Source organism: Onishia taeanensis (genome assembly GCF_900100755.1).
GTDB classification, from domain to species: Bacteria; Pseudomonadota; Gammaproteobacteria; order Pseudomonadales; family Halomonadaceae; genus Onishia; species Onishia taeanensis.
Window position 1 is genome coordinate 45,842 of the sequence record NZ_FNCI01000016.1, and the last position, 26,041, is coordinate 71,882.

Genomic DNA, 26,041 nt, shown 5'->3' on the forward strand with positions numbered 1-26,041 from the left:
GATTCGTAGCGGTGGCGCCGTATCTTGGTGAGCCTCAGCCACGATCGGATTACCTCTATGCTTCACCTTTCTTCCAAGCCCCTCGGCAATGCCGATTCTCTGCCCTTTGTTTCTTATGGCGCCCTGGCGCTGCTGGTCTTGCTGTTGGCCGGTTGTGCCGGCCAGGGAACTCGCGATGAGGCGTCAGGAGGCAGTCTTGGTGCTGGCGTTGTCGGCAGCGAGGTCGGTATGGCGTCCTATTATGCGGATCGCTATCACGGGCGTAGCACCGCCAGCGGAGAGCGCTTCGACCAGCAGGCCCTGACGGCTGCCCATCGCACCCTGGCATTCGGCACCAAGGTGCGGGTTACGCGTCTCGATGATGGGCGGGAAGTGACGGTGCGCATCAACGACCGCGGCCCCTTCGTGCGGGGGCGGATCGTCGATCTTTCCAAGCGGGCGGCGCGTCGGCTAGGCATGCTGCGAGACGGTGCCGTCAAGGTGCGTTTGGACGTGCTGCGTTAGCCTCGTCATCAGCTCTGGCGTCTGGGGCACGCTTATTAGGCGGCGATCCGGCGTCTTCGGCGCGAGGAGAAGACGCTTCATCCGTCACCTGCCAGCGACGAAACTCGCGCTGCCAGCGGGCCAGCAGCGCCCGTCGTTTTAGATCATCCAGCGTTGCCAGCAGGGCGGGGCTCAGGCGGATGGGGCGTAAGGCATTGCCAAGGCGTGCCCTCAACGCATTGGCGGTACCCGGCCCCTGGAGAGCTGGGTGGACGGCTCCCAGCTTCGTGCGTTCGGCGATGACGCGCTGTCCCTGCTCGCTGATCAGGTAATCGAGGAAACGCTGCGCCGCGGCCGGGTGCTGTGCCCGCTTTGGAATCAATGCCAAGCGTTGGGTAACCAGCGCATAGTCCTTCGGCACCACCATCTCTAGCTCGGGGTTGCCGGCCACGACATTCTCGGCATAGCTGCCCAGCAGGTTATAACCCAGCCAGTATTTTCCTTCCTCGAGGCCGGTGAGCATGGCGCCGGTGGTCTCTTCAAGCACTGCACGGGTGGCGCCCAGTGCCGCGACCAGTTCCCAGTAGCGGGGCGATAGTCGTGCTTCCTCGACGGCGTAGCTGTAGCCGGCTCCGCTCTTTTCCGGGTCATAGGTCACCACCCGCCCGCGTAGCGCATCGCTGTGTTCTTCCAGCAGGTCAAGCAGGTCGGCATGACTTTGCGGCGCGCCGAAGCGCTCGGCTAGCTCGCGCCGGTAGACCATCACAATGGGCTCGAAGGTCACCGCAAACAGCTCATGTCGCCAGCGAGCCCAGTCCGGCCAGGCATCGGCGCGGGCGCCGGTCAGCGGTTGAGCATATCCGTCGTTGGCGAGTCGGTACTGCCAGGGCATGGCCGAGGAAATCAGCACATCGGCGCTGGGCGCTTGAGTCGCTAGGAAGCGGTGGTTGAGCTCGAGGGTGGTCAGGTTGCGATATGTCAGGGCAATGAAAGGGTAGCGCTGGTGAAAGTCTTCGAGCAGCGGTCGGATCTGGGGGATATCCAATGCGCCGTGAACCGTCAGTCGCTCGAGAGGTTGGGCCGGTGAGGTCGTCGCGGGAAAGTGCAGCGTTTCCTCGTCCGGGAAAGGCGTGGCCCCCAATAGCGGCCCCGATATCATCAGGCTAATTATTAGCAGGCCACGCGTCAGCAGGGTCGATTTCATCAGCGTCAGGGCAGGGCGTCTCGCGCCTGTTCCCGGCAATCGGGTCGACAGATTCATTGGCGATCTCCCGTAAAATGGATGGCCACCCTCAGCCCCGTGTCGCCTACCGTCGGCTCCAGGGTCAGGCGCGCCTTGTGGCCTCGGGCGATGCCATCGACGATGGCGAGGCCAAGCCCAGAGCCTTCGCCGCCATCACGGCCTCGGTAGAAGGGGCGCAGCACCAATAGGCGCTGATCCTTGGCAATGCCGGGGCCGTCATCCTCGACGGCCAGGGTCGGTGGGTCATCGGTGACCCGCACCGTGATGCGCCGGGCGCCGTAGCGCCGGGCATTGTCTATCAAATTGTTCAGAGCCTCCTCCAGCTGCCAGGCCACGCCATCGATCATCAGCGGCGTCTCCTCGGCTTCGACGCCAAGGTCGATGCCATCCCGATGGCAGCTCGTCCAGGCCTCGCGCGTGGCATGCCTTGCCAGCGCATTGAGGTCCAGCGGGGCAAGGTCCGGCGTGGCCTCGGGGTTGTCGAGGCGGGTCAGTGACAGCAACTGGCCAGCGAGGCGTGCGGTGCTGGCGCTGGTGGCCTGCATGGCTTTGAGAGCGCTGCGCCAGGCGGCGGGGTCATCCTGGCGCAATGCCAGTTCGGCGCGAGTCGATAGCCCGGCCAGCGGCGTTCGCAGCTGATGCGAGGCGTCGCCGATAAAGCGTTCCTGATTGGCGCGCACCCGACGCATTCTTGCCAAGAGGTCGTTGACGGTCTCGCGCAGCTCGGCGAGCTCCCGCGGCAAGGGGATTTCCAGGGGGGCGAGGGTGCGTGGGTCACGGCTGCGGATGGCGTTGCGCAGCCGCGTCAGCGGGGCGAGGGCAGAGCGAATCGCTACCAGTAGGGCGGCGATGGCCAGGGCCGCCATGGCGCCGATATAGGCCAGATTACCGCGTAGCAGGCGGAGAGTGAGAGCCTCACGGCCTTCACGCGTATGGGCGACGCGGACCTCGAAATGCTCCTGGAGGCTCCAGTCCTCCAGTCGGCTGCGGCGGGTACCCTGACGCAGGGAAAGCGCGTGCCATGTGATGTCGCGGTAGAGCAGCGTGTCGCCACGAGTGCCATCCTGAGGCACGCCCTGAAGCGCGTCTTGAAGGCTCCCATGCCCTTGGTCGAGGCGCTCATCGCTAGGCAGTCGAGCATTGCCGGTGATGAAGTTGCCCTCACCATCGTAGAGCGCATAGAAGACGCGTTCTTCGGCATCGGTGGCCAGCATTTCAAGCGCGGCCGGTGGTAGGTCGAGCCACAGCTGATCGTCTTGCCATTGCACGCGGTCGGCGATCGCAAGCGTGGCGGCTTCGAGCAGGCGGTCGAAGGCACGGTCGGCGGTATGGCGTGCATCCAGATAGGCCTGCACCAGCATCAGGGCACCCAGGCCCAGCAGCGGCAGCAAAAGCCAGCTCAGCAGCCTGCGGTAGAGGCTGGTCGGTCGCCTCATGGCGCCTCCAGCAGGTAGCCCAGGCCGCGCACCGTGCGCAGGTTCACATCGCTGTCTTTCAGGCGTTGCCGCAGGCGATGGATATAGACCTCGATGGCATTGTCGCCCATGGCCTCCCCGGCGAAGGCGTCTTCGGCGAGGCGGGCCTTGTCTACGGGCGCGCCGGCATGGCGCATCAGGCAGGCCAGCAGCCGCTGCTCACGCGGGGGCAGAGCAAGCACCTCATCGTCGAGGCTGAAGCGCTGAGCCTCGGGGTCGAAGCTGAGCCCGCCGACTCGCAGGGCCTGGTGTCGCCCCCGACGGCGAAGCAGGGCGCGGACCCTGGCCTCCAGCTCGTCTAGGACAAAGGGCTTGGCGAGGTAGTCATCAGCGCCCAGGTCCAGGCCGCGCACCCGGTCCTCTATGGCGCCTCGTGCGGTGATGATCAGCACCGGGGTGTCGCTGTCGTGGCGTCGCAGCGCGGCTAGCACCTCAAGACCGCTGGCGCCGGGCAGATTCAAGTCGAGCAGCACCAGGTCGGTCCCGTGGCCGGGCTGAGATAGCAGGGCCAGTGCCTGATCGCCGTCATCCAGCGTGGTGACTGTGAACTGCTCGAGATGCATAGCATCACTCAGGGTCTCGGCGAGCAGTGGGTCGTCCTCGACCAACAGCAGCTTCATGAACTGGCTCCTTCACTGTGTTCGCTGCTCGAGGCGAGCTCGCGCCTTGCCGACTCGAGCAGCGCCTCAGCCTGTGCGCTTTTGAGACGGCCACCGGGGCCGGACAGTGACAGCCACAAGTTGGTCGCGCCTGCAACGGCCTCGCTAAGGGCTGTACACAGCATGAACCCGCCGCTCAGTGATTGGGCCGGCGTGTCGGTGGTGTCGGTCGTCCAGTGGTCACCGGGGTGCAGCTCATGGCGCAGGCTGGTATTCGGCAGGCTAGCCAGGCGGCAATTGACCATGCCTTCGGCGACCTCGAGCAAGGCGGCGGTCTCGCCGCTCTCCTGGCAGAGTCGATCCAGCACTGGCTGGACGCGGGCGGCCAGTCCGCGACCGGGGCGGTGACGCCTGCCCAGCCGCAAGGGCGTCGACCCCAGCGAGAAGCGACCGTCTGCACCACGCGTCACATAGCCAAAGCGCTCGAGGGAGGCCAGCAGGCGAAGTAGGGTGCTCTTGTAGAAGCCGGTGGCCTCGGCCAGTTCGGCCAGCGTGAACGCTTCTTGTGGCGTATCGAAGACTTCGAGGATCTTGAGGGCCCGTTCCACGGCCTCTACGCGTTGTTCTGACATGTCTGTTTGTGCCTCGCGGGTACTGGTCGCGCCTATGCAACTTTGGTCGCGTTTGGGCGTGAGAGCGTTGACGCACCAGGTCGGGACGCCTAACTTTCCATTCCAAGGAACGTTGTTCTGCCTTACAGAATTGTAAGGTTGGTGGCAGCTTCCGACAAGTCCTGATTGCAACAGGCCGAGAGTGGTGGCTCTGTGCAGAGTCGCTTCTAACAAGAGTTGATGCAGGCGCACGCCAACGCATTACCATCCACGGTATCCAGCATGCCCGCGTTGCGGGCCGGATAACCCAGCGAGGCTAATAACAATGTCGATGAAACGCATCTTCCAGAAACATCTGTCGATGAAGACCCCCCTGACGCTGATGACCGCAGCGGCGCTGACCCTGAGCGCTACCGTGACTCAGGCCTACGAGCCGGAAGGCAAGGTCGAGTGTCTGGCGCCGGCCGACCCGGGCGGCGGCTGGGACTTCACCTGCCGCAGTGTCGGCAAGGTGCTTGAAGATCTCGATCTGGTGCCACGCAGCGTGCAGACCATCAACATGGCCGGCGCAGGTGGTGGTGTGGCCTTCGCCCATACCGTCAGCAAGCGGGCCGGTGATGACCAACTGCTGGTGGCCGCGTCTACCGCTACCACCACGCGCTTGGCTCAGGGCCAGTTTCCGGGCATGAATGCCGACATGGTCAACTGGATCGGGGCGCTGGGTGCCGACTATGGCGTCATCGCCGTGGCCGAAGACTCCGAGTATGACGACTTGCCCGAGCTGATGGATGCCGTCAGGGAAGATCCGCGCAGCGTCAAGTTCGCGGGTGGCAGCGCCAAGGGCGGTTGGGACCACCTGAAGGTGTTGATTGCCGCCCAGAAGGCCGGTATCGAGAACCTGCCGCGCATTCCCTACCTGTCTTATAACAACGGCGGTGAGGCCATGACCCAGGTGGTCGGCGGTCACGTGGACGCCTTCACCGGTGACATCACCGAGGCTCAGGGCTTCATGGAATCCGGCGATCTGCGCGTGCTGGCGGTGCTGTCCGAGGAACGCCTGCCGGGCAAGTTCAGCGATATTCCTACTGCGCGTGAGCAGGGTATCGATGCCATCGGCCCCAACTGGCGCGGCTTCTATATGCCGGCAGATATTTCCGATGACGCCAAGCAGTACTGGCTCGACGCCATGGACACCGTCTATGAAAGCGAGGAATGGAAGCAGGTCATGACCCAGAACGGTCTGATGCCCTTCCACATGAGTGCCGATAAGTTCGAGAACTTCGTGCACTCTCAGATCCAGTCAATCGAAGACCTGTCCAAAGATATCGGGCTGATCAAGTAATGACTTTCAACGACCGCATCTTCGGGGTCCTGATGATCGTCCTGGCCGTCGCGTACGGCTGGGGCGCTACCCAGTTCCCAGAACCGTTCGGAGGCGGGGCCGAGGCTGTTGGCCCCGAGACCTTTCCCTATCTGCTCGCCGTGGTGCTGACCCTTTCCAGCCTGTACATGATCGTGCGCCCTGACCCGGACAACGCTTGGCCATGGAGCCGTACCGGTGTTGAACTGGTGATCGCGGTCGTCGTGCTGGTGCTCTACGCCATGTTGCTGCAGCCGCTGGGCTTCATCCCCAGCACTCTGCTGGCGGTCGGCACCCTGTGCTGGCGCATGGGCGCGCCCCCGGTTAAGGCCTACCTGACCGGAGGCATTGCCGGCGTGGTGGTGTTCCTGATCTTCAACTTTGCACTCGACCTGGCGCTGCCGCTGGGCTTGCTCGATTTCCTGGAGGCAAACTGATGGAAACGTTGGGCTTCCTGGTCGACGGTTTCGGCGTAGCGCTGCAACCGCATAACCTGATGTTCGCGCTAATGGGGGCCTTCCTGGGCACCCTGATCGGCGCGCTGCCGGGTCTCGGTCCGGCCAATGGCGTGGCGATACTGATTCCGCTGGCGTTTACGCTGGGGCTGGCCCCGGAAACCGCCATGATCATGCTGACCTCGGTCTACGCCGGTGCCATGTATGGCGGGCGTATCTCCTCGATTCTGTTGAATATTCCCGGCGATGAGCCAGCGATGATGACCTGCCTGGATGGCTACCCGATGGCCATGAAAGGCAAGGCGGCCGAGGCGCTGGCCATCTCGGCGGTGGCGTCCTTCATCGGCAGCCTGGTGGCCACCGTGGGGCTGATCCTGCTGGCGCCGCTGCTGGCGGATTTCGCTCTGACCTTCGGTCCGGCCGAGTACTTTGCGCTGTTCATGCTGGCCTTCGCCACCCTCGGCGGTATCACCGGCAAGAACCCAATGAAGACTGTCGTCGCGGCCTGCATTGGCTTGATGATTGCGACGGTGGGTATCGATTCCACCGGCACGCAGCGTTATACCTTCAATGTGCTGGAGCTTTACGAAGGCGTCGACTTCATCATCGCCATCGTTGGCCTGTTCGCGATCTCTGAACTGATGTTCTTCATCGAGGACCGGGCTGGCGGCGGCAAGGAGAAGATCGCCGTCAACAAGCTGTCGCTTAGCTGGAAGGACATCCGCGACATTCTGCCCACCAGCCTGCGTGGCGGGGTGCTTGGGTTCGTCGCCGGGGTGTTGCCGGGTGCCGGCGCATCGCTTGGCAGCTTCATCAGTTATACCCTGGAAAAGCGCGTGCTGGGCAGCAAGGGCCGTTTCGGCGAGGGCGACCCGCGCGGCGTGGCGGCCCCCGAGGCCGGCAACAATGGCGCTTCCAGTGGTGCCCTGGTGCCGATGCTGACGCTTGGCGTGCCGGGTAGCGGTACTACCGCCGTGCTGCTGGCGCTGCTGATTTCGCTCAACATCACCCCCGGTCCGCTGATGTTCACCCAGAACGCGGACATCGTCTGGGGCGTGATTGCCGCGCTGCTGATCGGCAACTTCCTGCTGCTGCTGCTGAATATTCCGCTGGTCGGCATCTTCGTGAAGCTGCTGTCGGTTCCTCCGATGTATCTGCTGCCGATCGTGACCATGGTCGCCTTCGTGGGCATCTACTCAATCAGCAACACCACCTTCGACCTCTACTTCATGGTGGCCTTCGGTGTCTTCGGCTATGTGTTGCGCAAGCTGGAAATACCGCTGGTGCCGATCATTCTTGGCCTGCTGTTGGGGCCAGAAATGGAGAAGAACCTGCGCCATGCGCTCGAGATCTCCGACGGTGACTGGATGGTGCTGTGGGATAGCGGCCTGGCCATCGGTCTGTGGGTCGTGGCGGGTCTGGGGTTGATCCTTCCCTACATCGTCGGCCCGGTATTGCGCCGTCGCATGAAGGCGGGTGACGCGCAGTCGGACTGACGCTGGTATTTTTCTCCGATACGTCTTATCGCAAAAACGCATCACCTTTTTGGGGCATCGGCCAACTGGCCGGTGCCCTTTTTTATGGCGGGTTGATCATATTGATGCATCAGGCGGCTGCTGGAAGCTCTTTGTATTTTTGAGTGTATACAACCGCACCTTTTAGGTGCATCGACAGGATCGAGGTGACCAAAAAGGGGCAGGCAATGGGTGAGGAAGCGGGTGAGAGCGTCGGCGTGGGAGCAGTGAAGGTTGTTTAGTTTTCTCTAACACAATGATTTTCAATGATTATTGGGAATTGCTGATGTGTTGGCATGGCCCTTGCGATGTGATTGGGCAGGTCGATGAGCGGTCTGCAGCGTCGCTGGATATTGCCGAATAACAACTTTCAAAAACAGCCTTCAATAACAAGACACAAGCAAGGAGATCCATGTGAACACTTTGACCCCTACCTATCGTTGGCTGGCGGCAGCCCTGCTGTCTATGGGCGTGGCTCTGCCGGCACAGGCACAAGAAGACCCGATCAAGGTCGGCATCCTGCACTCACTCTCCGGCACCATGGCGATCAGTGAGTCCACGCTCAAGGACACCATGCTGATGCTGATCGAGCAGCAGAACGAGGCGGGTGGCCTGCTGGGGCGTCAGCTCGAGCCGGTGGTAGTGGACCCGGCCTCCAACTGGCCGCTGTTCGCCGAGAAGGCACGTGAGCTGCTGGCGCAGGAAAAGGTCGATGTGATCTTCGGCAACTGGACCTCAGTGTCTCGCAAGTCGGTCCTGCCGGTGGTCGAGGAGCTCAATGGCCTGCTTTTCTATCCGGTGCAGTACGAGGGCGAGGAGTCTTCCGAGAACGTCTTCTATACCGGGGCGGCGCCCAACCAGCAGGCTATTCCTGCGGTGAACTATCTGATGAACAACGTCGGCGTGGAGCGCTGGGTGCTGGCCGGAACCGACTATGTCTATCCGCGCACCACCAACAAGATCCTCGAGGCCTACCTGAAGGACCATGGCGTTGCCGACGAAGACATCATGATCAACTACACGCCGTTCGGGCATTCGGACTGGCAGAACATCGTCTCCGATATCAAGCGTTTCGGCAGCGAAGGCAAGAAGACGGCGGTGGTCTCGACCATCAATGGCGACGCCAACGTGCCGTTCTATCGTGAGCTCGGCAACCAAGGCATCGATGCCGCCGATATTCCGGTAGTGGCCTTCTCGGTGGGTGAGCAGGAGCTGTCGGGCATTGATACCGCGCCGCTGGTGGGCCATCTGGCCGCCTGGAACTACTTCATGAGCGTCGATAACGATGCCAACTACGACTTCATCGATGCTTGGATCGACTATACCGGTGATGAGATGTCCGTCACCAATGATCCCATGGAAGCGCATTACATCGGCTTCAACATGTGGCTCGAGGCCGTGCGCAAGGCGGGTACCCCAGACGTGGATGCGGTCAAGGACGCCATCATCGGCGTGACCGTGCCCAACCTGACCGGCGGTTACGCGGCGATGATGCCCAATCACCACATCACCAAGCCGGTCCTGATCGGCGAGATTCAGGATAACGGCCAGTTCTCGGTAGTTTGGGAAACGCCGTCGACGGTGGCAGGCGATGCCTGGTCGGACTATCTGGAAGGCTCCCGCGATCTGATCAGCGACTGGCGCAAGCCCATGGAGTGTGGCAACTACAACGTGGTCGAGGCTAGCTGCGGCGGCGGCGTCGAGGCGCAATAAGCCTCGAACAGACCAGGTTCGACGGCTTGATTTCGGACCTGGCCTGCCGCGCACGTTTCCAGAGAGGTTGCATCGCGGCTTCATATAGCGACTTTCCGTCGCGTTTTTCATTGCGATTCCAAAGGACATGCCCATGAGGATCACCCGATGCCTCACGCTGTGGCTGCTGCTGTGTGCCCTGATGCTTGCACTGCTAGGTAGCGCACAGGCGCAGCAGGATGACCCCGGCAAGCCGTTGCTCGAAGCACTTGCCAGTGCCTCCTATGCCGCCAAGAGCGATGCCATTGACGCTATCGTTGCCAGCGGTGATTCCCGCAGCCGTGCCTGGCTTGAAGCCCTCAACGACGGCAAGCTGCAACAGAACAAGCAGACCGGTCAGTTCGTGGTGGTGTTGGCCAATCGCGGCCGGAACTGGCCGGTGGAAGATGCCTTGAGCGGTGAGCCGCTCGGCGAGATGTCCCGACGCGAGCTGGACCGTATCGGCATCAATAACGCCCTACGTGGCCAGCTGCGCAGCACCCTGGCGGTGCTCGATCTCTATGTCGATAACCCTGACGCTCGCCTGCAGGCGGCCAACGACCTGCTCGGTCAGGTCGATGCGGGCATGGTGGCGCCGCTCGAGGCGGTGCGGGACCAGGAGCCTAGTGAGGCAGTGCAGGAGCGGCTGACCGAGGCGCTGGCCATTTATCGGCTCGAGCAGGGCGACGCCCAGGCTATCGAGACCCTGAGCGGCAGCCTGCATCCCGAGGCGCGAGCCGCCCTCAACGGAGCCGCTGCCAGTGACGATCCCGCCCTTGCCGCCCAGGCCAAGAAGGCACTGGACGGCATCGAGCAGACCCTCAAGATCAATCGTGGCTTTGAGACGCTGTACTTCGGCCTGAGCCTCGGCTCGGTGCTGGTGCTGGCGGCGATCGGCCTAGCGATTACCTTTGGCGTGATGGGCGTGATCAACATGGCCCACGGTGAGCTGATCATGCTCGGCGCCTATACCTCCTGGGGAATGCAGCAGCTGCTGCCGGGTCAGCCGGGCCTTGCCGTTATCCTGTCGATCCCGGCCGGTTTCCTGGTCGCAGGCTTGGCGGGAGTCGCCATCGAGCGCTGCGTGATCCAATTCCTCAAGGGGCGTCCGCTCGAGACGTTGCTTGCCACCTTCGGTGTCAGCCTGATCCTCCAGCAACTGGTGCGCACCCTGGTGTCGCCCCTCAACCGCACGGTGATAACCCCGGAGTGGATGAGCGGCTCACTGGTCATCAACGATGCGCTGTCGCTGACCCTCAATCGCCTCTATGTGCTCGGCTTCGCGCTGCTGGTCTTTGCGGCACTGATGCTGGTCATGCGTCGCACTAGACTCGGCCTCGAGGTGCGGGCGGTCACCCAGAATCGCGCCATGGCGCGGTCCATGGGTATCCGCGCGACCCGCGTCGATATGCTGACCTTCGGCCTCGGGGCAGGGGTGGCCGGGCTTGCCGGTGTGGCTCTTGCCCAGTTGACCAACGTCGGCCCCAACCTCGGCCAGAGCTATATCATCGATTCGTTCATGGTGGTGGTGTTCGGCGGCGTGGGTAACCTCTGGGGCACCCTGGTGGCGGGCATGTCGCTTGGGGTCATCAACCAGGTGCTGGAGCCATGGGCGGGCGCGGTGCTGGCCAAGATCATCGTGCTGGTATTCATCATCCTATTCATTCAGAAACGGCCTCGCGGACTCTTCCCGCAGAAAGGCCGGGCGGCGGAGGGCTGATTCGATGTCTCTTTCAAGTACGCCGTCTTCAAGCTCGCCGCTTTCCCACCTGTGGCTGACGCGGCCCTTTAGCGAACGCTCGACGCGCATATTTCTCGCCGTGCTTGCCCTGGCGCTGGCGGTGGTCACGGTGCTGCACTTGGCCTTGCCTGCCGGGCATCCGCTGCATGTCTCGAGCTATACCGTGACCCTGCTCGGCAAGTATCTGTGCTATGCGCTGCTGGCGGTAGCGGTGGATCTGGTCTGGGGCTATCTGGGCATCCTGAGCCTGGGGCATGGGGCCTTTTTCGCCCTGGGCGGCTATGCCATGGGCATGTACCTGATGCGCCAGATCGGCGATCGCGGTGTCTATGGCGATCCGGTGCTGCCGGACTTCATGGTCTTTCTCAACTGGGACAGCCTGCCGTGGTTCTGGCACGGCTTCGACATGGCCTGGTTCGCCTTCCTGATGGTGATGCTGGCGCCGGGCCTGCTGGCGCTGCTGTTCGGCTTCCTGGCCTTCCGCTCCCGAGTTACCGGGGTCTATCTGTCGATCATCACCCAGGCGCTGACCTTCGCCCTGATGCTGGCCTTCTTCCGCAACGAGATGGGCTTTGGCGGCAACAACGGCCTGACCGACTTCCGTGAACTGTTGGGCTTCGATCTGCGAAGCGATGCCACCCGGTTAGGGCTCTTCCTGGCCTCCGGGGTGGCGCTGGCGCTGGGCTATGTGGTGTGTCGCGGCATCGTGGGCAGCAAGCTTGGCCGGGTATGCATCGCCTCCCGTGATGCCGAGGCGCGGGTACGCTTCCTGGGCTATCGCGTCGAGCGGGTACAGCTATGCGTGTTCGTGGTCTCGGCCATGCTCGCGGGTGTCGCCGGTTCCCTCTATGTGCCCCAGGTGGGGATCATCAATCCCAGCGAGTTCTCACCGCTGTTCTCGATCGAGGTGGTGGTGTGGGTGGCCCTGGGCGGGCGCGGTACCCTCTACGGTGCGGTGATCGGCGCCATTCTGGTCAACTATGCCAAGACGGTCTTCACCGGCGTGATGCCCGATGCCTGGCTGTTCGCCCTCGGTGGGCTCTTCGTGGTGGTCACGGTGCTGCTGCCCAAGGGCATCGCCGGGCTGATGACCCGTCGTCGCAAGGCGGATAGCGATACGCAACTCAAGGAGGCAACGCCATGAGCCTGCTCGACGCCCTGGCCGATCGCGATCGGGTGTTCGACTTCCTGGTGCCGGCGTCGTCCCCCGTGGACGTCCGCCACGGTCCGATTCTCTACCTGGAAGACGTCAATGTGAGCTTCGATGGCTTCAAGGCCATCAACAATCTCAACCTGACCATCAACGACGGTGAACTGCGCTGCATCATCGGCCCCAACGGCGCCGGCAAGACGACGATGATGGATATCATCACCGGCAAGACGCGCCCCGACAGCGGGCAGGTGTGGTTTGGCAGCCGCCATAACCTGCTGACCAAGAATGAGCCCGAGATCGCCTCGCTGGGCATCGGCCGCAAGTTCCAGAAACCCACGGTGTTCGAGGCGCTTAGCGTCTTCGATAATCTGGAACTTGCCATGGCGGCCGACAAGCGCGTGCTGCCGACCCTTACGGCCAGGCTATCCGGCGAGCAGCGCAGCCGCATCGATGAGGTGCTCGAGACCATTGGCCTCGAGTCGCTTTGCGGCCGCCAGGCGGGGATCCTTTCCCATGGCCAGAAGCAGTGGCTGGAGATCGGCATGCTGCTGATGCAGCGCCCAAGGTTGCTACTGGTCGACGAGCCGGTGGCCGGTATGACCGAGCAGGAAATGGAGCGTACCGCCGAGCTGCTCACTAGCCTAGCTGGCAAGCAGTCGGTGGTGGTGGTCGAGCATGACATGGGCTTCGTGCGCTCGATCGCTCGTCAGGTCACGGTGCTTCACCAGGGCAGCGTGCTGGCCGAGGGCACGATGGATCAGGTCTCGAATGACCCCAAGGTCATCGAAGTCTACCTGGGCGCAGAGGAGGAGGCCTGATGCTCGCGATCGACAAGCTCAACCAGTTCTATGGCGAGAGCCACACCCTGTGGGACCTTGATCTCGAGGTGCCCAAGGGTGAATGCACCTGCGTGATGGGGCGCAACGGCGTGGGCAAGACGACCCTGCTCAAGTGCGTGATGGGCGAAGTGCCGATCAAGAGCGGCAGCCTGCGCTTTGACGGCGAGGTGGATCTGACCAGGAAGCGCCTCGAGGAGCGCTCCCGGCTCGGCATCGGCTATGTGCCTCAGGGGCGCCAGATCTTTCCGCTGCTCAGCGTCGAGGAAAACCTGCGCACCGGGCTTGCCGCGCGCAGGGACGGGAGTCGGCGCATTCCTGACCGAGTCTTCGAGCTGTTTCCGGTGCTCGAGGAGATGCGCCATCGCCGCGGTGGCGACCTGTCCGGCGGGCAGCAGCAGCAGCTGGCGATTGGCCGTGCGCTGGTCATCGAGCCGCGACTCTTGATTCTCGACGAGCCGGGGGAGGGCATCCAGCCCAACATCGTCGCCCAGATTGGCGAGGTGATTCGCCGGCTGATCCGAGAGGATGGCCTGACCGTGCTGCTGGTCGAACAGAAGCTGCCTTTTGCCCGCAAGTACGCCGACCGCTTCACGATCCTCGATCGCGGCCGCCCGGTGGCTAGCGGTGGCATCGGCGAGCTTTCCGATGACCTGATCAAGCAACACCTCACCGTATGACTGTCTTCGAGCCCCTTTCCCCCCAGAAGGCTTGCCCCTTGGCCAGCGGCCACCGCTTCGATGGCGAGCGCCGCTGGGCGGCATCCATCGACCTTGGCTTTACCCGTCGCGATGAGCCGGCCGGTCCTGTGACCCGCTTGACCCGTGCCCGCCACCAGGGCCCGCTGCGGGTTCAGCGCCCCTTCTACCCCGAGCCGCGCGATGCCGGTGGGGAGGCCGGGAGCTGTCATGTCTATCTGCTGCATCCGCCCGGTGGGCTGGTCAGCGGCGATGCGCTCTCGATCGGCGTTCAGGTCGGTCAGGGTGCCCGGGCCCTGGTCACCACGCCGGCCGCCAACAAGCTCTACCGGGCCGACAGCCACGGGGTGGCCTGGACGCAGCACACCAGCCTCTCGGTAGCGGCCGGCGGTGAACTCGAGTGGCTGCCACAGGAGACCATCGCCTTCGATGGCTCCCGTGGCGTGCAGAGTACCGAGATTGCGCTGGAAAAAGAGGCGCGCTGCCTGGGCTGGGAGGTGCTGGCGCTAGGTCGTCCGGCCGGTGAGCTGCCGTTCGTTTCCGGGCATCTGGAGCAGCGTTTTGCCCTGACCCGCGACGGTCGCCCGCTGTGGCATGAGCGTCAGCTTCTCGACCCGACGCACACGCGCTTTTCTGGGCGTTGGGGGCAGGGCGGCGCCAGCGTGCAAGCCACGCTGTGGGCGGTAGGCCTCGATGACGAGCCTGCTGCCGTGGACGTCTTGCGCGAGGTGGTGCCTTCCTCTCCCCGCTGGGCAGTGACAGTGCGTCAGGGCGTCTTGCTGCTGCGCTATCTGGGCGATGAACGCAATGAAGCCTGGGCGATTTGTCAGGCGGCCTGGGCGCAGTTACGGCCGCTGCTGCTCGGTCGTGAGGCCTGTGTACCGCGCATCTGGATGACATGACAGCAGCCTGAAGCTTGAAGCCAGAAGCTGGAAGAGGTCGTCATCCGGCCATTGGGACTTCAGGCTTCCATCTTCCAGGCGGGTTGCGTCGTTCATCCAGCTCGGAAGCGACAGCCTGGGCGCAGAAGAGAAACAACATGATTTGGGAGCTATCGCGATGGAACTGACCCCGAGAGACAAGGACAAGCTGCTGCTGTTCACGGCGGCCTTGCTTGCCGAGCGCCGACGTGACCGCGGCCTCAAGCTTAATTACCCCGAAGCGGTGGCGCTGATCAGTGCCGAGATCATGGAGGGGGCCCGGGACGGGCGCAGCGTGGCCGAGATGATGAGTGCCGGGCGCGAGATCCTGACCCGCGATGACGTCATGGAGGGGGTGGCCGAGATGGTCGACGAGGTGCAGGTCGAGGCGACCTTCCCGGATGGGACCAAGCTGGTCACCGTTCACAACCCCATCGTCTAAAACTGGCTGCACTCGCCCAGGCTGTGTTGGCGTCGCAACGAAAAATGCTCATTTACTAAAGTAAACTCGGGCGCGAGTCCGATCCGCTTTTTCGCCGCTCGCCGCCTTGCCTGGCCTTCGTTCGCACAGTTTTGCGTCAAAGGGATAACAGCTAATCATGAAAGGGAGATCCCCATGATTCCCGGTGAGTATCAATTGAAGGACGACGAGATCGCGCTCTGTGAAGGGCTTGAGCGGATCAGCGTGACGGTCGCTAATACCGGTGATCGGCCGATTCAGATCGGCTCCCACTACCACTTCTTCGAGGCCAACCCGGCGCTTGATTTCGACCGCGCGGCGACCCGTGGCCATCGCCTGGACGTGGCCGCGGGCACGGCGATCCGCTTCGAGCCGGGGCAGAAGCGTGAGGTGACGCTGATTCCCTTCACCGGCAGCCGCATTGTCTATGGCTTTCGCCAGCAAGTGATGGGTGCGCTCTCTAACGCGCCCGCCGATGCGCGAACCCCGTCATCCGACGATGCCGATCAAGGAGAGTCGTCATGAGCGATACCACGCCTAGCAAGATCAGCCGCCAGGCCTATGCCGATATGTATGGCCCGACCGTCGGTGATCGCGTTCGCCTCGGTGACACCGAGCTGTGGATCGAGGTCGAGCGGGATGCGGCCTCCTATGGTGATGAGGTCAAGTTCGGCGGCGGCAAGGTGATCCGCGACGGTATGGGGCAGAGCCAGCGTGCCGATGGCTCGGTGATGGATACGGTCATCACCAATGCCTTGATTCTCGACTGGTGGGGCATCGTCAAGGCCGACGTAGGCCTGCAGGCCGGGCGCATCGCGGCGATCGGCAAGGCCGGCAACCCAGATACCCAGCCGGGGGTCGACATCATCATTGGCCCGGGCACTGAGGTGATCGCGGGCGAGGGCAAGATTCTCACCGCCGGCGGCATCGACGCCCATATCCACTTCATCTGTCCTCAGCAGGTCGAAGAGGCCTTGATGAGCGGAGTGACCACCATGCTCGGCGGCGGTACCGGTCCGGCCACCGGGTCGAACGCCACCACCTGCACGCCGGGCGCCTGGCACATCGGCAAGATGCTACAGGCAGTGGATTCGCTGCCCATGAACATCGGCTTTCTGGGCAAGGGCAACGCCAGCCTACCCGAGGCGCTGGAGGCACAGCTGGAGGCGGGGGCCATGGGGCTCAAGCTCCATGAGGACTGGGGCACCACGCCGGCCTCCATCGATGCCTGCCTGTCGGTGGCTGAGCGCTATGACGTTCAGGTGGCGATTCATACCGATACCCTCAACGAGTCTGGGTTCGTCGAGGACACCTTGGCGGCGTTCAAGGAACGTGGCATTCACACCTATCACACCGAAGGGGCCGGGGGCGGCCATGCGCCGGACATCCTCACTGCCTGTGCCAAGCCCTATGTGCTGCCGTCATCGACCAACCCGACCCGGCCCTACACGGTCAACACCATCGACGAGCATCTGGATATGCTGATGGTCTGCCACCACCTCGATCCCAATATTCCCGAGGACGTGGCCTTCGCCGATTCGCGTATCCGCCGCGAAACCATCGCCGCCGAGGACATTCTCCATGACATGGGGGTGATCTCGATGATCGCCTCGGACTCACAGGCGATGGGCCGGGTAGGCGAGGTGATCTGCCGCACCTGGCAGACCGCCCATAAGATGAAGGTCCAGCGCGGCCTGCTGCCGGAGGACGAAGCGCTGGGCGCTGACAACCTGCGAGCCCGGCGTTATATCGCCAAGTACACCATCAACCCGGCGATCACCCATGGGCTCAGTCACGAGGTGGGATCTATCGAGGTCGGCAAGCTGGCCGACCTGGTGCTGTGGGACCCGGCCTTCTTCGGCGTCAAGCCGGCGCTAATCGTCAAGGGCGGGATGATCGCCGCCGCCCCCATGGGCGATCCCAATGCGTCGATTCCCACGCCACAGCCGGTGCATTACCGGCCGATGTTTGGCGCCTTCGGCAAGGCGGCAAGCGCCACGCGGCTTTCTTTTGTCAGTCAGGCGGCGCTGGATGCGGGCGTCAAGGAGCGACTGGGGCTCGATAGTCCGCTGGTGGCCTGTCGCGATACTCGGACCGTGCGCAAGTCGGATATGAAGCTCAACGACGCCTGTCCCGCGCTAAGCGTGGATGCGCAGACCTATGAGGTCCGGGCCGATGGCGAGCTCTTGAGCTGTGAGCCAGCAACCGAGCTGCCACTGGCCCAGCGCTATCACCTGTTCTGAGCAATGTTCGATAACCACACGTCGAGCGGCGCCAGTGGCAGGTCGAAGTAGGGGGCTTTGCCATGGCAAGCAAAAGTAGCTTACCGGGACGTGTTTACAGCGTCCTCGCGAGACTGACGTAGGGTCAGCCGCGGACAATTTCTAGAGACGATGCCAATGTTGAAATTGATCGAACGCCTAGGGCCCATCGAGGCGAGCCGGGCTAGCGACACCCTGAAGCTGCCCTTCGAGCTTCGGATGCGCGGGCGCCTCAAGGCGCAGAGCGATGGCGGGCAGGTCCTGGGGCTGTTTCTCGATCGCGGCCCGGTACTTCGGGATGGAGAAGGGCTCAAGTCAGATAGCGGCGAGGTCGTGATCATTCGCGCTGCCGATGAACCGGTCGTTACGGCGCGCATTGATGCCGGGCTGACGCTGGCGAAGCTCTGCTATCACCTCGGTAACCGCCACGTGGCGCTGGCCATCGGCGCCGACGAGCAGGGCGGCTGGGTGCGCTTCCCGCCGGATCATGTGCTGGAGGAACTGGCAGAGCGGTTAGGCGCTACGATTCACCATCATCAAGCGCCCTTTGATCCTGAACCCGGCGCCTACGCTCAGGCGGGGCACGGGCATGGCCATTCGCACGGCCATTCGCACGGGCACTCCCATGGCGGCGAAGAGGGTCACAGTGCACATGACCACCATCATGACCATGTGCACTGAGCCGCAGGTAATGGCCACGGGGACGGCGAGTCAGGGCGATGATCTGGCCTTGCTGGGGCTGATGCAGCTTGTCAGCCCGGCGCTGCCGATCGGCGCTTTCGCCTGGTCCCAGGGGCTCGAGAGCGCCTTCGAGCTCGATTGGGTGAACGATGAGGCGAGCCTTCACGCCTGGCTTGCCGGGGTGCTGGACGATGGCCTGTCGCGCTGTGAATTGCCGGTGCTGGCGCGCCAACAGGCGGCTTTTATGGCCCATGATGGCGAGGCGGTGGCCTACTGGGATGCCTGGCTGGCGGCCAGCCGCGAGACCCGTGAGCTCGCCGAGGAAGACCGGCGTCTGGGGGCGGCGCTCAAGCGGCTGCTGGCGAACCTCGAGCTTTTGCCAGACGCGTCCGCACTACCAGGCTTGCTGCCAGAGCAGCTCGGCTATGTGACGCTCTTTGCCTGGCTGGCGCAGGCGCGCGCTGTTCCAACGCGCCAGACCTTGCTGGGTTTTGCCTGGGCTTGGCTGGAGAACCAGTTGGCAGTTGCCTGCAAGGCGCTGCCGCTGGGTCACACGGCCGCTCAGCGCATCATCGAACGACTGCGGCCCGAGCTGGTGGTCGCCGTGGACCACGCCCTATCGCGTGATGATCACGAACTTGGACCGCTGCTGCCGGGGTTGGCGTTAGCCAGCGCCCAGCATGAAACACAATACTCACGACTTTTCAGAAGCTGAAGGAGCCCCCCATGAATCACTGCTTGCGTATCGGCGTTGGTGGCCCGGTTGGTTCCGGCAAGACCGCGCTCTTGAAGCAGCTGTGCCTGGCGCTGCGCGATTATTACGATATCGCGGTGGTGACCAACGATATCTATACCCGTGAAGATGCCGATTTCCTGCTGAGCCACGAGGCGCTGCCCGCCGATCGGATTCTTGGCGTCGAGACCGGGGGCTGTCCGCATACCGCGATTCGCGAGGATGCCTCGATGAACCTCGCCGCCATCGATGACCTGCAAGCCCGTCATCCCGGCCTCGAGCTGGTGCTGGTGGAATCCGGTGGCGACAACCTTTCGGCCACCTTCAGCCCAGAACTATCGGACCTGACGCTCTATGTGATCGATGTGTCGGCGGGCGACAAGATCCCCCGCAAGGGTGGGCCAGGCATCACCAAGTCGGATCTTTTGATCATCAACAAGATCGATATCGCCGAGCAGGTGCATGCCTCTCTTGAAGTGATGGAGCGGGACTCGAAGAAGATGCGCGGCGAACGTCCCTTCGTATTCGCCAATCTCTACGACGGTGTCGGCGTCGAGGAAGTCATTCGCTTCATTCTCGATCGCGGCATGCTGCCGGAACGCCGGCCATCAGTCGCGCACTCCGGTAGCGATACCCACGAGGCCAGCTCGGCGGTCTGAGCGCGGCCGCTTATCGCCTTGCTTGGTCAAGCAATGCCATCAAGACGATGCCCGTTATTCTGCGACTCACGATATTCAACTCAAAAAAAGAAGGACGCGATCATGATCCGAGTTTCACGACTCACCGCTCTTGCCCTGGCGCCCCTGGCACTGATTGCTGCCGGCACGGCCAGCGCTCATGTTGGCCATGAGGCCAGTACTGGCGGCATGCTTGCCGGTTTGCTGCATCCGCTGACCGGGATGGATCACCTGCTGGCACTACTGGCCATCGGCCTGTGGAGCGCCCGGCAGTCGCGGCCATTGGGCCGTGCCGTACCGGGACTGGCGGCGCTTGGCATGTTGCTAGGGGCAGGGCTTGCTTGGGCCGGGCTGAGCCTTCCCGGCGTCGAGAGCGGTATTGCCCTGTCGGTATTGCTGGCGGGTGTGCTGCTTGCCGGCCTGGTGCCGATGCCTGCGGGGATCAACGCGGTACTGGTGGTGGCTTTCCTGGTCTTTCATGGTCAGGCTCACGCAGCCGAAATGCCGTTTGGGGCATCGCTAGCGGCGTATCTGGCCGGCTTCCTGCTGACAACCTTGGGGATTGGTCAGTTGGGCCGCTCAGTAGGTCAGATATTGCTACATCGCGTACCCTACCTTGATCGTGTGGTTGGCGGCCTGGTGGCACTCGCCGGAGGGATGTTGGTTATCGGCTGAATGACGGCCAGGATGGCAAGCGAATCGTCAACGCCCGGCCCTGTGCCGGGCGTTGATCTTTGTGAGCCGGGAAACATCAAGAAAAACGAGGTGTTGCCGATGTGTGTTCAAGAGGGGATCATTGCCCTTCATACAAGAAGTAAAATAGCCTGCCTTAGAGTGGTACTTTCTTCTTGGCGTATAATGTCGACGTATCCCTTGGGCTCAGTCCTGTGGGGGCGCTTGACGCTGAATTTGGTCGGGAGGACACCAGTCCATGGCGCCACCCCTAGCCTCGGAACAGGTATTTCGCGAGCTAGCTGATGGCTTAGCTCTAGACAATCCATCAGACAGTTTCTTTCCGGAACTCGCTGCCTGCCTGGCGCGGATACTGCGGGTCGATTATGTGATCGTTGCTTGCATAGACCCGTCGGACAGTAAAATCGCTCATACCCTCGGTATTTGGTCACGGGGACGCTTGCTAGATAATTTTAGTTACCCGCTGACGGGCAGCCCCTGTGAGCGAGTGATCCGAAATGAGCCTTGCCACTACCCGGAAAAGGTCTGTGACGCCTTTCCGAATGACGATCTGCTTGCTGATTTGGACGTTGAGTCCTATCTGGGCATGCCGATCATTGATCGAAGCGGCGAAACCTTGGGGCTGGTCTCTGTACTGGACAGCGCGCCCTTATGGTCGTTTGATATCTCCAAGGAAGTTCTGCGTATAGCCGCGATGCGCGTGGGCGCCGAGCTTTCCCGCCGACGTGCCATGAGCGCCGTGGAAGAGAGCGAGCGCCGGCTCGATACGCTGATGAGCCATCTTCCCGGGATGGCATATCAACGCCTTTACAACCCTGCAGGCAGTCTCACCTTCGTAAGCCAGGGTGCCGAGGCTCTGACCGGCTACGACGTTTCGCAGTTGACCGCTGACACCGGCTATCCGTTCATGGAAATGGTGCATCCCGATGATCGGCAGCGTATTCGGCGCCAGATCGTTGAGGATGTCGAGCAGCGTCGCCCGTATCAGTTGAACTACCGGTTGCGCACCGCAGATGGCGATACCGCTTGGGTGTCAGAGCAGGGGCAGGCCGTTTTGGGTGCCGATGGACAAGCCGCTTGGTTGGAAGGCTTCATCATCGATAACACCCGTCAACATGAATCCCGCCGCATTCAGCAGGCAGTGATGCAGATCGCCTCTTCGGTTACGGCGATAGGCGGCGAGCCGTTCTTTGACCAATTGGTCGACCACTTGACCCACGCGCTAGACGCCGATGCCGGCATCATTGCGACCCTCGACGACACCTTGGCTGATGGCCACATCACGACTCAAGCTGCGGTGGTCGATGGACATAAAGTCAAGAAGTTCAATTATGTACTGAAGGGGACTCCCTGCGCCGAGGTCATGGAGAAGGGCATCTGCGTGATCACCGACGAGGTTGCCAGTATTTTACCGCCTCAGGCCGACCTTTTTCTCGGCTGGGCGCGAGGCTACATTGGCCTCCGGCTGGATCACAGCAACGGGGATACCCTGGGACTGCTGATGGTCATGTTCCGCTCCCCCCTTGAGGACGTCGACTTCGTCACCACGGTGCTCAAGATTTTCGCCGCCAATGCGGCGGCCGAACTCGAGCGGCAGATGAGTGGCGACCACATCAAGCGTCTGGCTTTCACCGACCCCGAAACCGGCTTGCCCAATCGGGCCTCCTTCATGACGCAGGTGGACAAGGCCTTGGAGACGGCTGGTTCCGAAGGTAAAACGCTTGGCCTGTTATTAATGGATCTCAGGCGCTTTAAGGAGATCAACGATACCTTCGGCCATAGTGTCGGTGACGGCGTGCTGGCGGCCGCCGGCAAGCGTTTTTGTAGCATGCAACACCAGGATAGCGAGTTACTGGCACGTCTCGGCGGCGATGAGTTCGCGGTGCTGATAGAGGCTCCGACCGCCTCCACGCTGGCTGACCGCATGCTTTGCTATCAGCAGAGCTTGGAAGCCCCTTTGCAGGTGGGGGAGCGCTGTTTCATGCTCGATGTCAGCATTGGAGGGGCCATTTATCCCGAGCACGGCATGAGCTCCGGAGAGCTTTTCCAGCATGCCAGCCTGGCGGCGCATCACGCCAAGAGAAAAGGAGAAGGGCGCTGCCTTTATGACGGTCAACTGGGCAGCGCCATCCTACGCCGTCAGCGACTGCTTGATGACTTCATCTTGGCACTGCGCGAAGGTCGCCTGATGCTCCATTATCAGCCTCAGGTGGATCTCTCCACTGGGGCCCTGTCGGGAGCCGAAGTGCTCTGCCGTTGGTTCGATGCCGAGCGTGGCTGGGTGAGTCCTGGGGAGTTTATCCCGCTGGCCGAAGAGCGAGGCCTGATGAAAGAGCTCGGTGGCTGGGTGCTCAAGACGGCTAGTGAGCAGCTGCGAGACTGGCAGCAGTCCGGGGTGGCCGCAGTACCGCGTATCTCGGTGAACGTGTCGGCCCAACAGCTGGAGGATATTCGCTTTGACGAAGAGGTCGAACGGCATACCAGGGGGGTTTGTCCGGCGAGTATTGGGTTGGAACTGACCGAGAGCGGCTTCATGCGCGACCCGGAACAGGCCATTGGCCTCATGCAGGTGCTCAAGGCTCAGGGATTTGGTCTTGCCATCGACGACTTCGGCACCGGCTACTCCTCACTGGCCTACCTTAAACGCTTCGCTGCCGATACCCTCAAAATCGATATCTCCTTCGTGCGCGATATGCTCTCCTCCAGCCATGATTACACCATCGTGACCACGATCATCGCGATGGCGCGGAGTATGGGGATGAAAACGGTCGCCGAAGGTGTCGAAACGGTCGAGCAGGCTCAAGCGCTCGCAGCACTCGGCTGCGATCAGGCTCAAGGATTTTATTATGGCCGCCCAATGAGTGCCGACGACTTCGCCATGCATTGGCTACGATGATGTCGATGGCCAGTGCATCAGTGTCTTTTTCACATGCAGGGCTAAGAGCGACCCTGCGTGATGAAACGAGCGAATTGCATCGGCGCGTCGAGCGCCACCCCCTGCTGTCGCCATTGCTGAAGCCAGGTCTGACGCATCGGAACTATGCGCTGGTCCTAAAAGCCTTTCATGCGTTCTATGTGTCGCTGGAGCCATGGCTGCAATCAGCGTTGCAATGTGAATGGGCTGATTGGGGGCTATATCAGTATCAGTGCCGTGCGACACTGCTGGCCCGTGACCTTCGCGATTTGGGCTATCGGCCAACCTCACCTCCAGCGCGACCCTTGCCTTGCGAGTCACCTGGCGAGCTCGGTGCTCGTGGCAGCGTGATGGGGGCGTTATATGTGCTAGAAGGTGCCACTCAGGGCGGAAGTGTAATAGCGCCGCGGGTTTCTCGAGAGTTGAACTTGTCGCCGGACTTCGGGGCGCGCTATTTCCATTTGTATGCCGACCAGTGCTGGGATGATTTCCTCGCACTGATCGCCACAACCTCTTTGCTGCCCTATTCTCGTCGTGCGGTACTAAGTGCCAGGCAGACCTTTCTTACCTTGCAGGTGCATCTTGATCACTGGCATCAAGTCGCCCAGCGGAGCTGACAACGTGCCAACCTATTCCGAAGAAGAGCTCGCGGAAGCGCTGGCCGAATGTGCCCGCGAGCCGGTGCATATTCCCGGCGCGATCCAGCCAGCCGGCTGCCTGGTCAGCCTGAATGAAGATCTTAGCCGTGTTCTGCAGGTGAGCAGTAATATAGAAGAGCTTCTTGGCATGCCGGTGACGGAAGCGCTCAGTCATCCTCCCACCCACTGTCTTGGCGAAGCGCTAATAGCGCGTCTCGATAGCCGTCTGGCGTCGGATGGCGGCAAGGTAATGGTGGGTGACATCCTTACGTCAGCCATAACTGGTGAGCGCTGTCGCGCCACGGCCTATCGCAGTGGAACGAGAGTGGTGGTGGAGATTGAGCCGCTGAGGACACTGGGCGAGCTCGAGATTTTGACCACGGTCAGCCATTGGCAAACCTGCCTTGCCGAGCAGAACAGCGAGCCCGAGCTGTTACAGGCTCTGGCTGAAGGGGTTAGAGCGCTGACGCAGCATGACCGGGTGATGGTCTACTCCTTCGATGCTGATTGGAATGGGCTGGTGGAAGCCGAATGCCGCAGCGAAGGGGTTGATAGTCTGCTCGGGCACCGTTTTCCTGCCAGCGATATCCCAAGCCAAGTCAGGGCACTCTACGATATCAACCCGGTGCGCAGTATTCCCGACGCCCAAGCCGAGGCGGTGGCGTTGATGCCCGAGCGGTGCCCATTGAGCGGCGAACCGCTAGATCTCTCTGTGGGCAATCTGCGGGCCGTATCGCCTGTGCATCAGGAGTATCTGCACAACATGGGGGTGGCGGGCTCGCTTTCGGTGGCGATCCATGGAGATGAGGGGCTCTGGGGGCTGGTGGCCTGCCATGCGATGACCCCGTGTGCGCTATCGCCGGTATCTCGTGATGCAGCCCATTTGCTGGCGCAGATGGCGATTCAGCGTTTGCAGCGGCTGCGTCTCCTGTTTCAGCAGCGCTTCCGGCAGCGCGTTCAAGAGACCCGTGGACTGCTTTTCGAAACGCGCAAAGAGCTGCTGGTGGCCGGTGATCTGGTTCAGCGTCACGGTCACGACTGGCTGACCTTGTTTCGGGCCAGCGGCGTGGGCATGGTCTATGCCGATACGGTGTCGCGAGTCGGTAAATTGCCCGATGCCGATATGCTGAAAAAGGTGGCCGCCTGGTTAGGCGAGTCGCAATCGCGAGCGACTGCCTGGCACAGCAGTGCGCTAGGAGAGACTCGGCTAGGTGAATGGCTATCGCCTCAATGCAGTTGCGGCTTGCTTGCCGTGCCGCTGTCAGTCGATGCCAGTCGTCAGGGCTGGTTGATGCTGTTTCGTGAAGAGCAGCGCGAGACGTCTCTTTGGGCGGGGCGTCCCGAGGATGTTCCCAGAATGAAGGATGGACGGTTGGTGATGTCGCCTCGGCGCTCTTTCGAGGTTTGGCAACAAGAGCTGACGGGTCATAGCGCCCCCTGGCAGGAAGTCGAGGTCTTGGCGGCTCAGGATCTGGGGGAGGATCTCGCGATTGCTGCCTCGGCGAGCGAAATTTTCAATCTCAATGAAACACTTTATCAAGAGCGCCAGGCGCTGGCCGACGCGAATCGTCGGCTTGAGCGACTGGCGCTAACCGACCCTTTGACTCAGATATGGAACCGTTATCGCATCGAAATGGCATTGGAAGCGGAGCTAAATGCTGCCGCACGCTATGGTCGTGATGTTTCGGTGTTGTTGTTCGATATCGATCACTTCAAGTCTGTCAATGACCGCTTTGGCCATGAGGTTGGCGACCGAGTACTGACGTTGCTCGCGCAAACGGTATGGAATGCACTGCGGTCTTGTGACGCGGTTGGCCGCTGGGGCGGTGAAGAGTTTCTCGTGCTTTGCACCGGATGTACCGACGAAGACGTGATGGGGCTGGCGAGTCGCCTGCTGAAAGCGGTTTCAGAAGTGGATTTCGATGAGGTTGGGCGGGTGACCATCAGTATCGGCGCTGCGTGCTGGACGCCGGGCGAGTCACAAACCGACCTGATCAGGCGCGCCGATAAAGCCATGTACCAAGCCAAAAAAGGTGGGCGTAACCGGGCAGAAAAGAGCGAATAGCCTTGTTTGAAGAGGGGGCGAGCATGGCTACAATTACTCTGCTCGTCTGCTCGTCTGCTCGTCTGCTCGTCTGCTCGTCTGCTCGTCTGCTCGTCTGCTC

At 62.2% G+C, this 26,041-nt stretch carries 24 protein-coding genes; 20 read left to right on the forward strand and 4 right to left on the reverse strand.

The genetic code is table 11. The annotated features are described in order from the left end of the window. The first annotated feature begins 57 nt into the window (after positions 1 to 57). Positions 58 to 504 carry a septal ring lytic transglycosylase RlpA family protein gene (locus BLR71_RS15290; protein WP_092528354.1) on the forward strand — a complete coding sequence of 149 codons (447 nt, stop codon included), beginning with the start codon at positions 58 to 60 and terminating at the stop codon, positions 502 to 504. On the opposite strand, the gene BLR71_RS15295 is transcribed toward BLR71_RS15290, so the two are convergent. The 4 genes from BLR71_RS15295 to BLR71_RS15310 are packed head-to-tail and all read right to left on the reverse strand — an operon-like array spanning position 476 to position 4,432. Then, positions 476 to 1,744: an ABC transporter substrate-binding protein gene (locus tag BLR71_RS15295; protein ID WP_245696521.1), complete on the reverse strand. Its 1,269-nt coding sequence runs from the start codon at positions 1,742 to 1,744 to the stop codon at positions 476 to 478. The two genes, BLR71_RS15290 and BLR71_RS15295, sit on opposite strands and share 29 nt — an antisense overlap. Beyond that, positions 1,741 to 3,162, reverse strand: coding sequence for a sensor histidine kinase (locus tag BLR71_RS15300; protein WP_092528356.1), 1,422 nt, complete (start codon positions 3,160 to 3,162; stop codon positions 1,741 to 1,743). The genes BLR71_RS15295 and BLR71_RS15300 overlap by 4 nt, the downstream gene beginning before the upstream one ends. Then, entirely contained in the window at positions 3,159 to 3,821 is a 663-nt protein-coding gene (locus BLR71_RS15305) for a response regulator transcription factor (RefSeq protein WP_092528358.1), read from the reverse strand. The genes BLR71_RS15300 and BLR71_RS15305 overlap by 4 nt, the downstream gene beginning before the upstream one ends. After that, positions 3,818 to 4,432 carry a helix-turn-helix domain-containing protein gene (locus tag BLR71_RS15310; protein WP_092528360.1) on the reverse strand — a complete coding sequence of 205 codons (615 nt, stop codon included), beginning with the start codon at positions 4,430 to 4,432 and terminating at the stop codon, positions 3,818 to 3,820. Before BLR71_RS15310 ends, BLR71_RS15305 begins: the two co-directional genes overlap by 4 nt. Positions 4,433 to 4,742: 310 nt before the next feature. On the opposite strand from BLR71_RS15310, the gene BLR71_RS15315 reads away from it, so the two are divergent. From BLR71_RS15315 to BLR71_RS15405, 19 genes are all read left to right on the forward strand, one after another. Next, positions 4,743 to 5,753, forward strand: coding sequence for a Bug family tripartite tricarboxylate transporter substrate binding protein (locus tag BLR71_RS15315; RefSeq protein ID WP_422730787.1), 1,011 nt, complete (start codon positions 4,743 to 4,745; stop codon positions 5,751 to 5,753). Continuing rightward, entirely contained in the window at positions 5,753 to 6,208 is a 456-nt protein-coding gene (locus BLR71_RS15320) for a tripartite tricarboxylate transporter TctB family protein (protein ID WP_092528362.1), read from the forward strand. The genes BLR71_RS15315 and BLR71_RS15320 overlap by 1 nt, the downstream gene beginning before the upstream one ends. Further along, positions 6,208 to 7,722 (forward strand): tripartite tricarboxylate transporter permease, encoded by a 1,515-nt coding sequence (locus tag BLR71_RS15325; protein ID WP_092528364.1) that lies wholly within the window; start codon positions 6,208 to 6,210, stop codon positions 7,720 to 7,722. The genes BLR71_RS15320 and BLR71_RS15325 overlap by 1 nt, the downstream gene beginning before the upstream one ends. Before the next feature lie 483 nt (positions 7,723 to 8,205). Beyond that, complete coding sequence (urtA, locus tag BLR71_RS15330; protein WP_175491704.1) at positions 8,206 to 9,453, forward strand: urea ABC transporter substrate-binding protein; 1,248 nt, start codon at positions 8,206 to 8,208, stop codon at positions 9,451 to 9,453. Between the two features lie 133 nt (positions 9,454 to 9,586). Next, positions 9,587 to 11,191, forward strand: coding sequence for an urea ABC transporter permease subunit UrtB (gene urtB / locus BLR71_RS15335; protein ID WP_422730786.1), 1,605 nt, complete (start codon positions 9,587 to 9,589; stop codon positions 11,189 to 11,191). Positions 11,192 to 11,195: 4 nt separating this feature from the next. Beyond that, the gene (gene urtC, locus BLR71_RS15340) at positions 11,196 to 12,356 is read left to right on the forward strand and encodes an urea ABC transporter permease subunit UrtC (protein ID WP_175491700.1); all 1,161 of its coding nucleotides are present in this window, start codon (positions 11,196 to 11,198) and stop codon (positions 12,354 to 12,356) included. Continuing rightward, positions 12,353 to 13,183 carry an urea ABC transporter ATP-binding protein UrtD gene (urtD, locus tag BLR71_RS15345; RefSeq protein WP_092528368.1) on the forward strand — a complete coding sequence of 277 codons (831 nt, stop codon included), beginning with the start codon at positions 12,353 to 12,355 and terminating at the stop codon, positions 13,181 to 13,183. The genes urtC and urtD overlap by 4 nt, the downstream gene beginning before the upstream one ends. After that, the gene (urtE, locus tag BLR71_RS15350) at positions 13,183 to 13,881 is read left to right on the forward strand and encodes an urea ABC transporter ATP-binding subunit UrtE (protein ID WP_092528370.1); all 699 of its coding nucleotides are present in this window, start codon (positions 13,183 to 13,185) and stop codon (positions 13,879 to 13,881) included. The genes urtD and urtE overlap by 1 nt, the downstream gene beginning before the upstream one ends. Then, the gene (locus BLR71_RS15355; RefSeq protein WP_092528372.1) at positions 13,878 to 14,801 is read left to right on the forward strand and encodes an urease accessory protein UreD; all 924 of its coding nucleotides are present in this window, start codon (positions 13,878 to 13,880) and stop codon (positions 14,799 to 14,801) included. The genes urtE and BLR71_RS15355 overlap by 4 nt, the downstream gene beginning before the upstream one ends. A 157-nt stretch (positions 14,802 to 14,958) precedes the next feature. Next, positions 14,959 to 15,261 (forward strand): urease subunit gamma, encoded by a 303-nt coding sequence (locus BLR71_RS15360; RefSeq protein ID WP_092528374.1) that lies wholly within the window; start codon positions 14,959 to 14,961, stop codon positions 15,259 to 15,261. 174 nt (positions 15,262 to 15,435) lie between these two features. Beyond that, complete coding sequence (locus BLR71_RS15365) at positions 15,436 to 15,804, forward strand: urease subunit beta (protein WP_092528376.1); 369 nt, start codon at positions 15,436 to 15,438, stop codon at positions 15,802 to 15,804. After that, positions 15,801 to 17,522: an urease subunit alpha gene (ureC, locus tag BLR71_RS15370; protein WP_092528378.1), complete on the forward strand. Its 1,722-nt coding sequence runs from the start codon at positions 15,801 to 15,803 to the stop codon at positions 17,520 to 17,522. The genes BLR71_RS15365 and ureC overlap by 4 nt, the downstream gene beginning before the upstream one ends. Before the next feature lie 156 nt (positions 17,523 to 17,678). Further along, positions 17,679 to 18,221, forward strand: a complete 543-nt coding sequence (gene ureE / locus BLR71_RS15375; RefSeq protein ID WP_092528380.1) for an urease accessory protein UreE — start codon at positions 17,679 to 17,681, stop codon at positions 18,219 to 18,221. Then, positions 18,205 to 18,936 carry an urease accessory protein UreF gene (locus BLR71_RS15380; RefSeq protein WP_245696522.1) on the forward strand — a complete coding sequence of 244 codons (732 nt, stop codon included), beginning with the start codon at positions 18,205 to 18,207 and terminating at the stop codon, positions 18,934 to 18,936. Before ureE ends, BLR71_RS15380 begins: the two co-directional genes overlap by 17 nt. Before the next feature lie 11 nt (positions 18,937 to 18,947). Continuing rightward, on the forward strand, positions 18,948 to 19,613 hold the full coding sequence (gene ureG / locus BLR71_RS15385; RefSeq protein WP_092528384.1) for an urease accessory protein UreG: 666 nt from the start codon (positions 18,948 to 18,950) through the stop codon (positions 19,611 to 19,613). Positions 19,614 to 19,715: 102 nt separating this feature from the next. Continuing rightward, the gene (locus BLR71_RS15390; RefSeq protein ID WP_092528386.1) at positions 19,716 to 20,306 is read left to right on the forward strand and encodes a HupE/UreJ family protein; all 591 of its coding nucleotides are present in this window, start codon (positions 19,716 to 19,718) and stop codon (positions 20,304 to 20,306) included. 256 nt (positions 20,307 to 20,562) lie between these two features. Then, on the forward strand, positions 20,563 to 23,220 hold the full coding sequence (locus BLR71_RS15395; protein WP_092528388.1) for a bifunctional diguanylate cyclase/phosphodiesterase: 2,658 nt from the start codon (positions 20,563 to 20,565) through the stop codon (positions 23,218 to 23,220). 5 nt (positions 23,221 to 23,225) lie between these two features. Next, on the forward strand, positions 23,226 to 23,855 hold the full coding sequence (locus BLR71_RS15400) for a biliverdin-producing heme oxygenase (RefSeq protein WP_175491701.1): 630 nt from the start codon (positions 23,226 to 23,228) through the stop codon (positions 23,853 to 23,855). 4 nt (positions 23,856 to 23,859) lie between these two features. Beyond that, a complete protein-coding gene (locus tag BLR71_RS15405; protein WP_175491702.1) occupies positions 23,860 to 25,941 on the forward strand; it encodes a sensor domain-containing diguanylate cyclase in 2,082 nt (693 codons plus the stop codon). Positions 25,942 to 26,041: the final 100 nt, after the last annotated feature.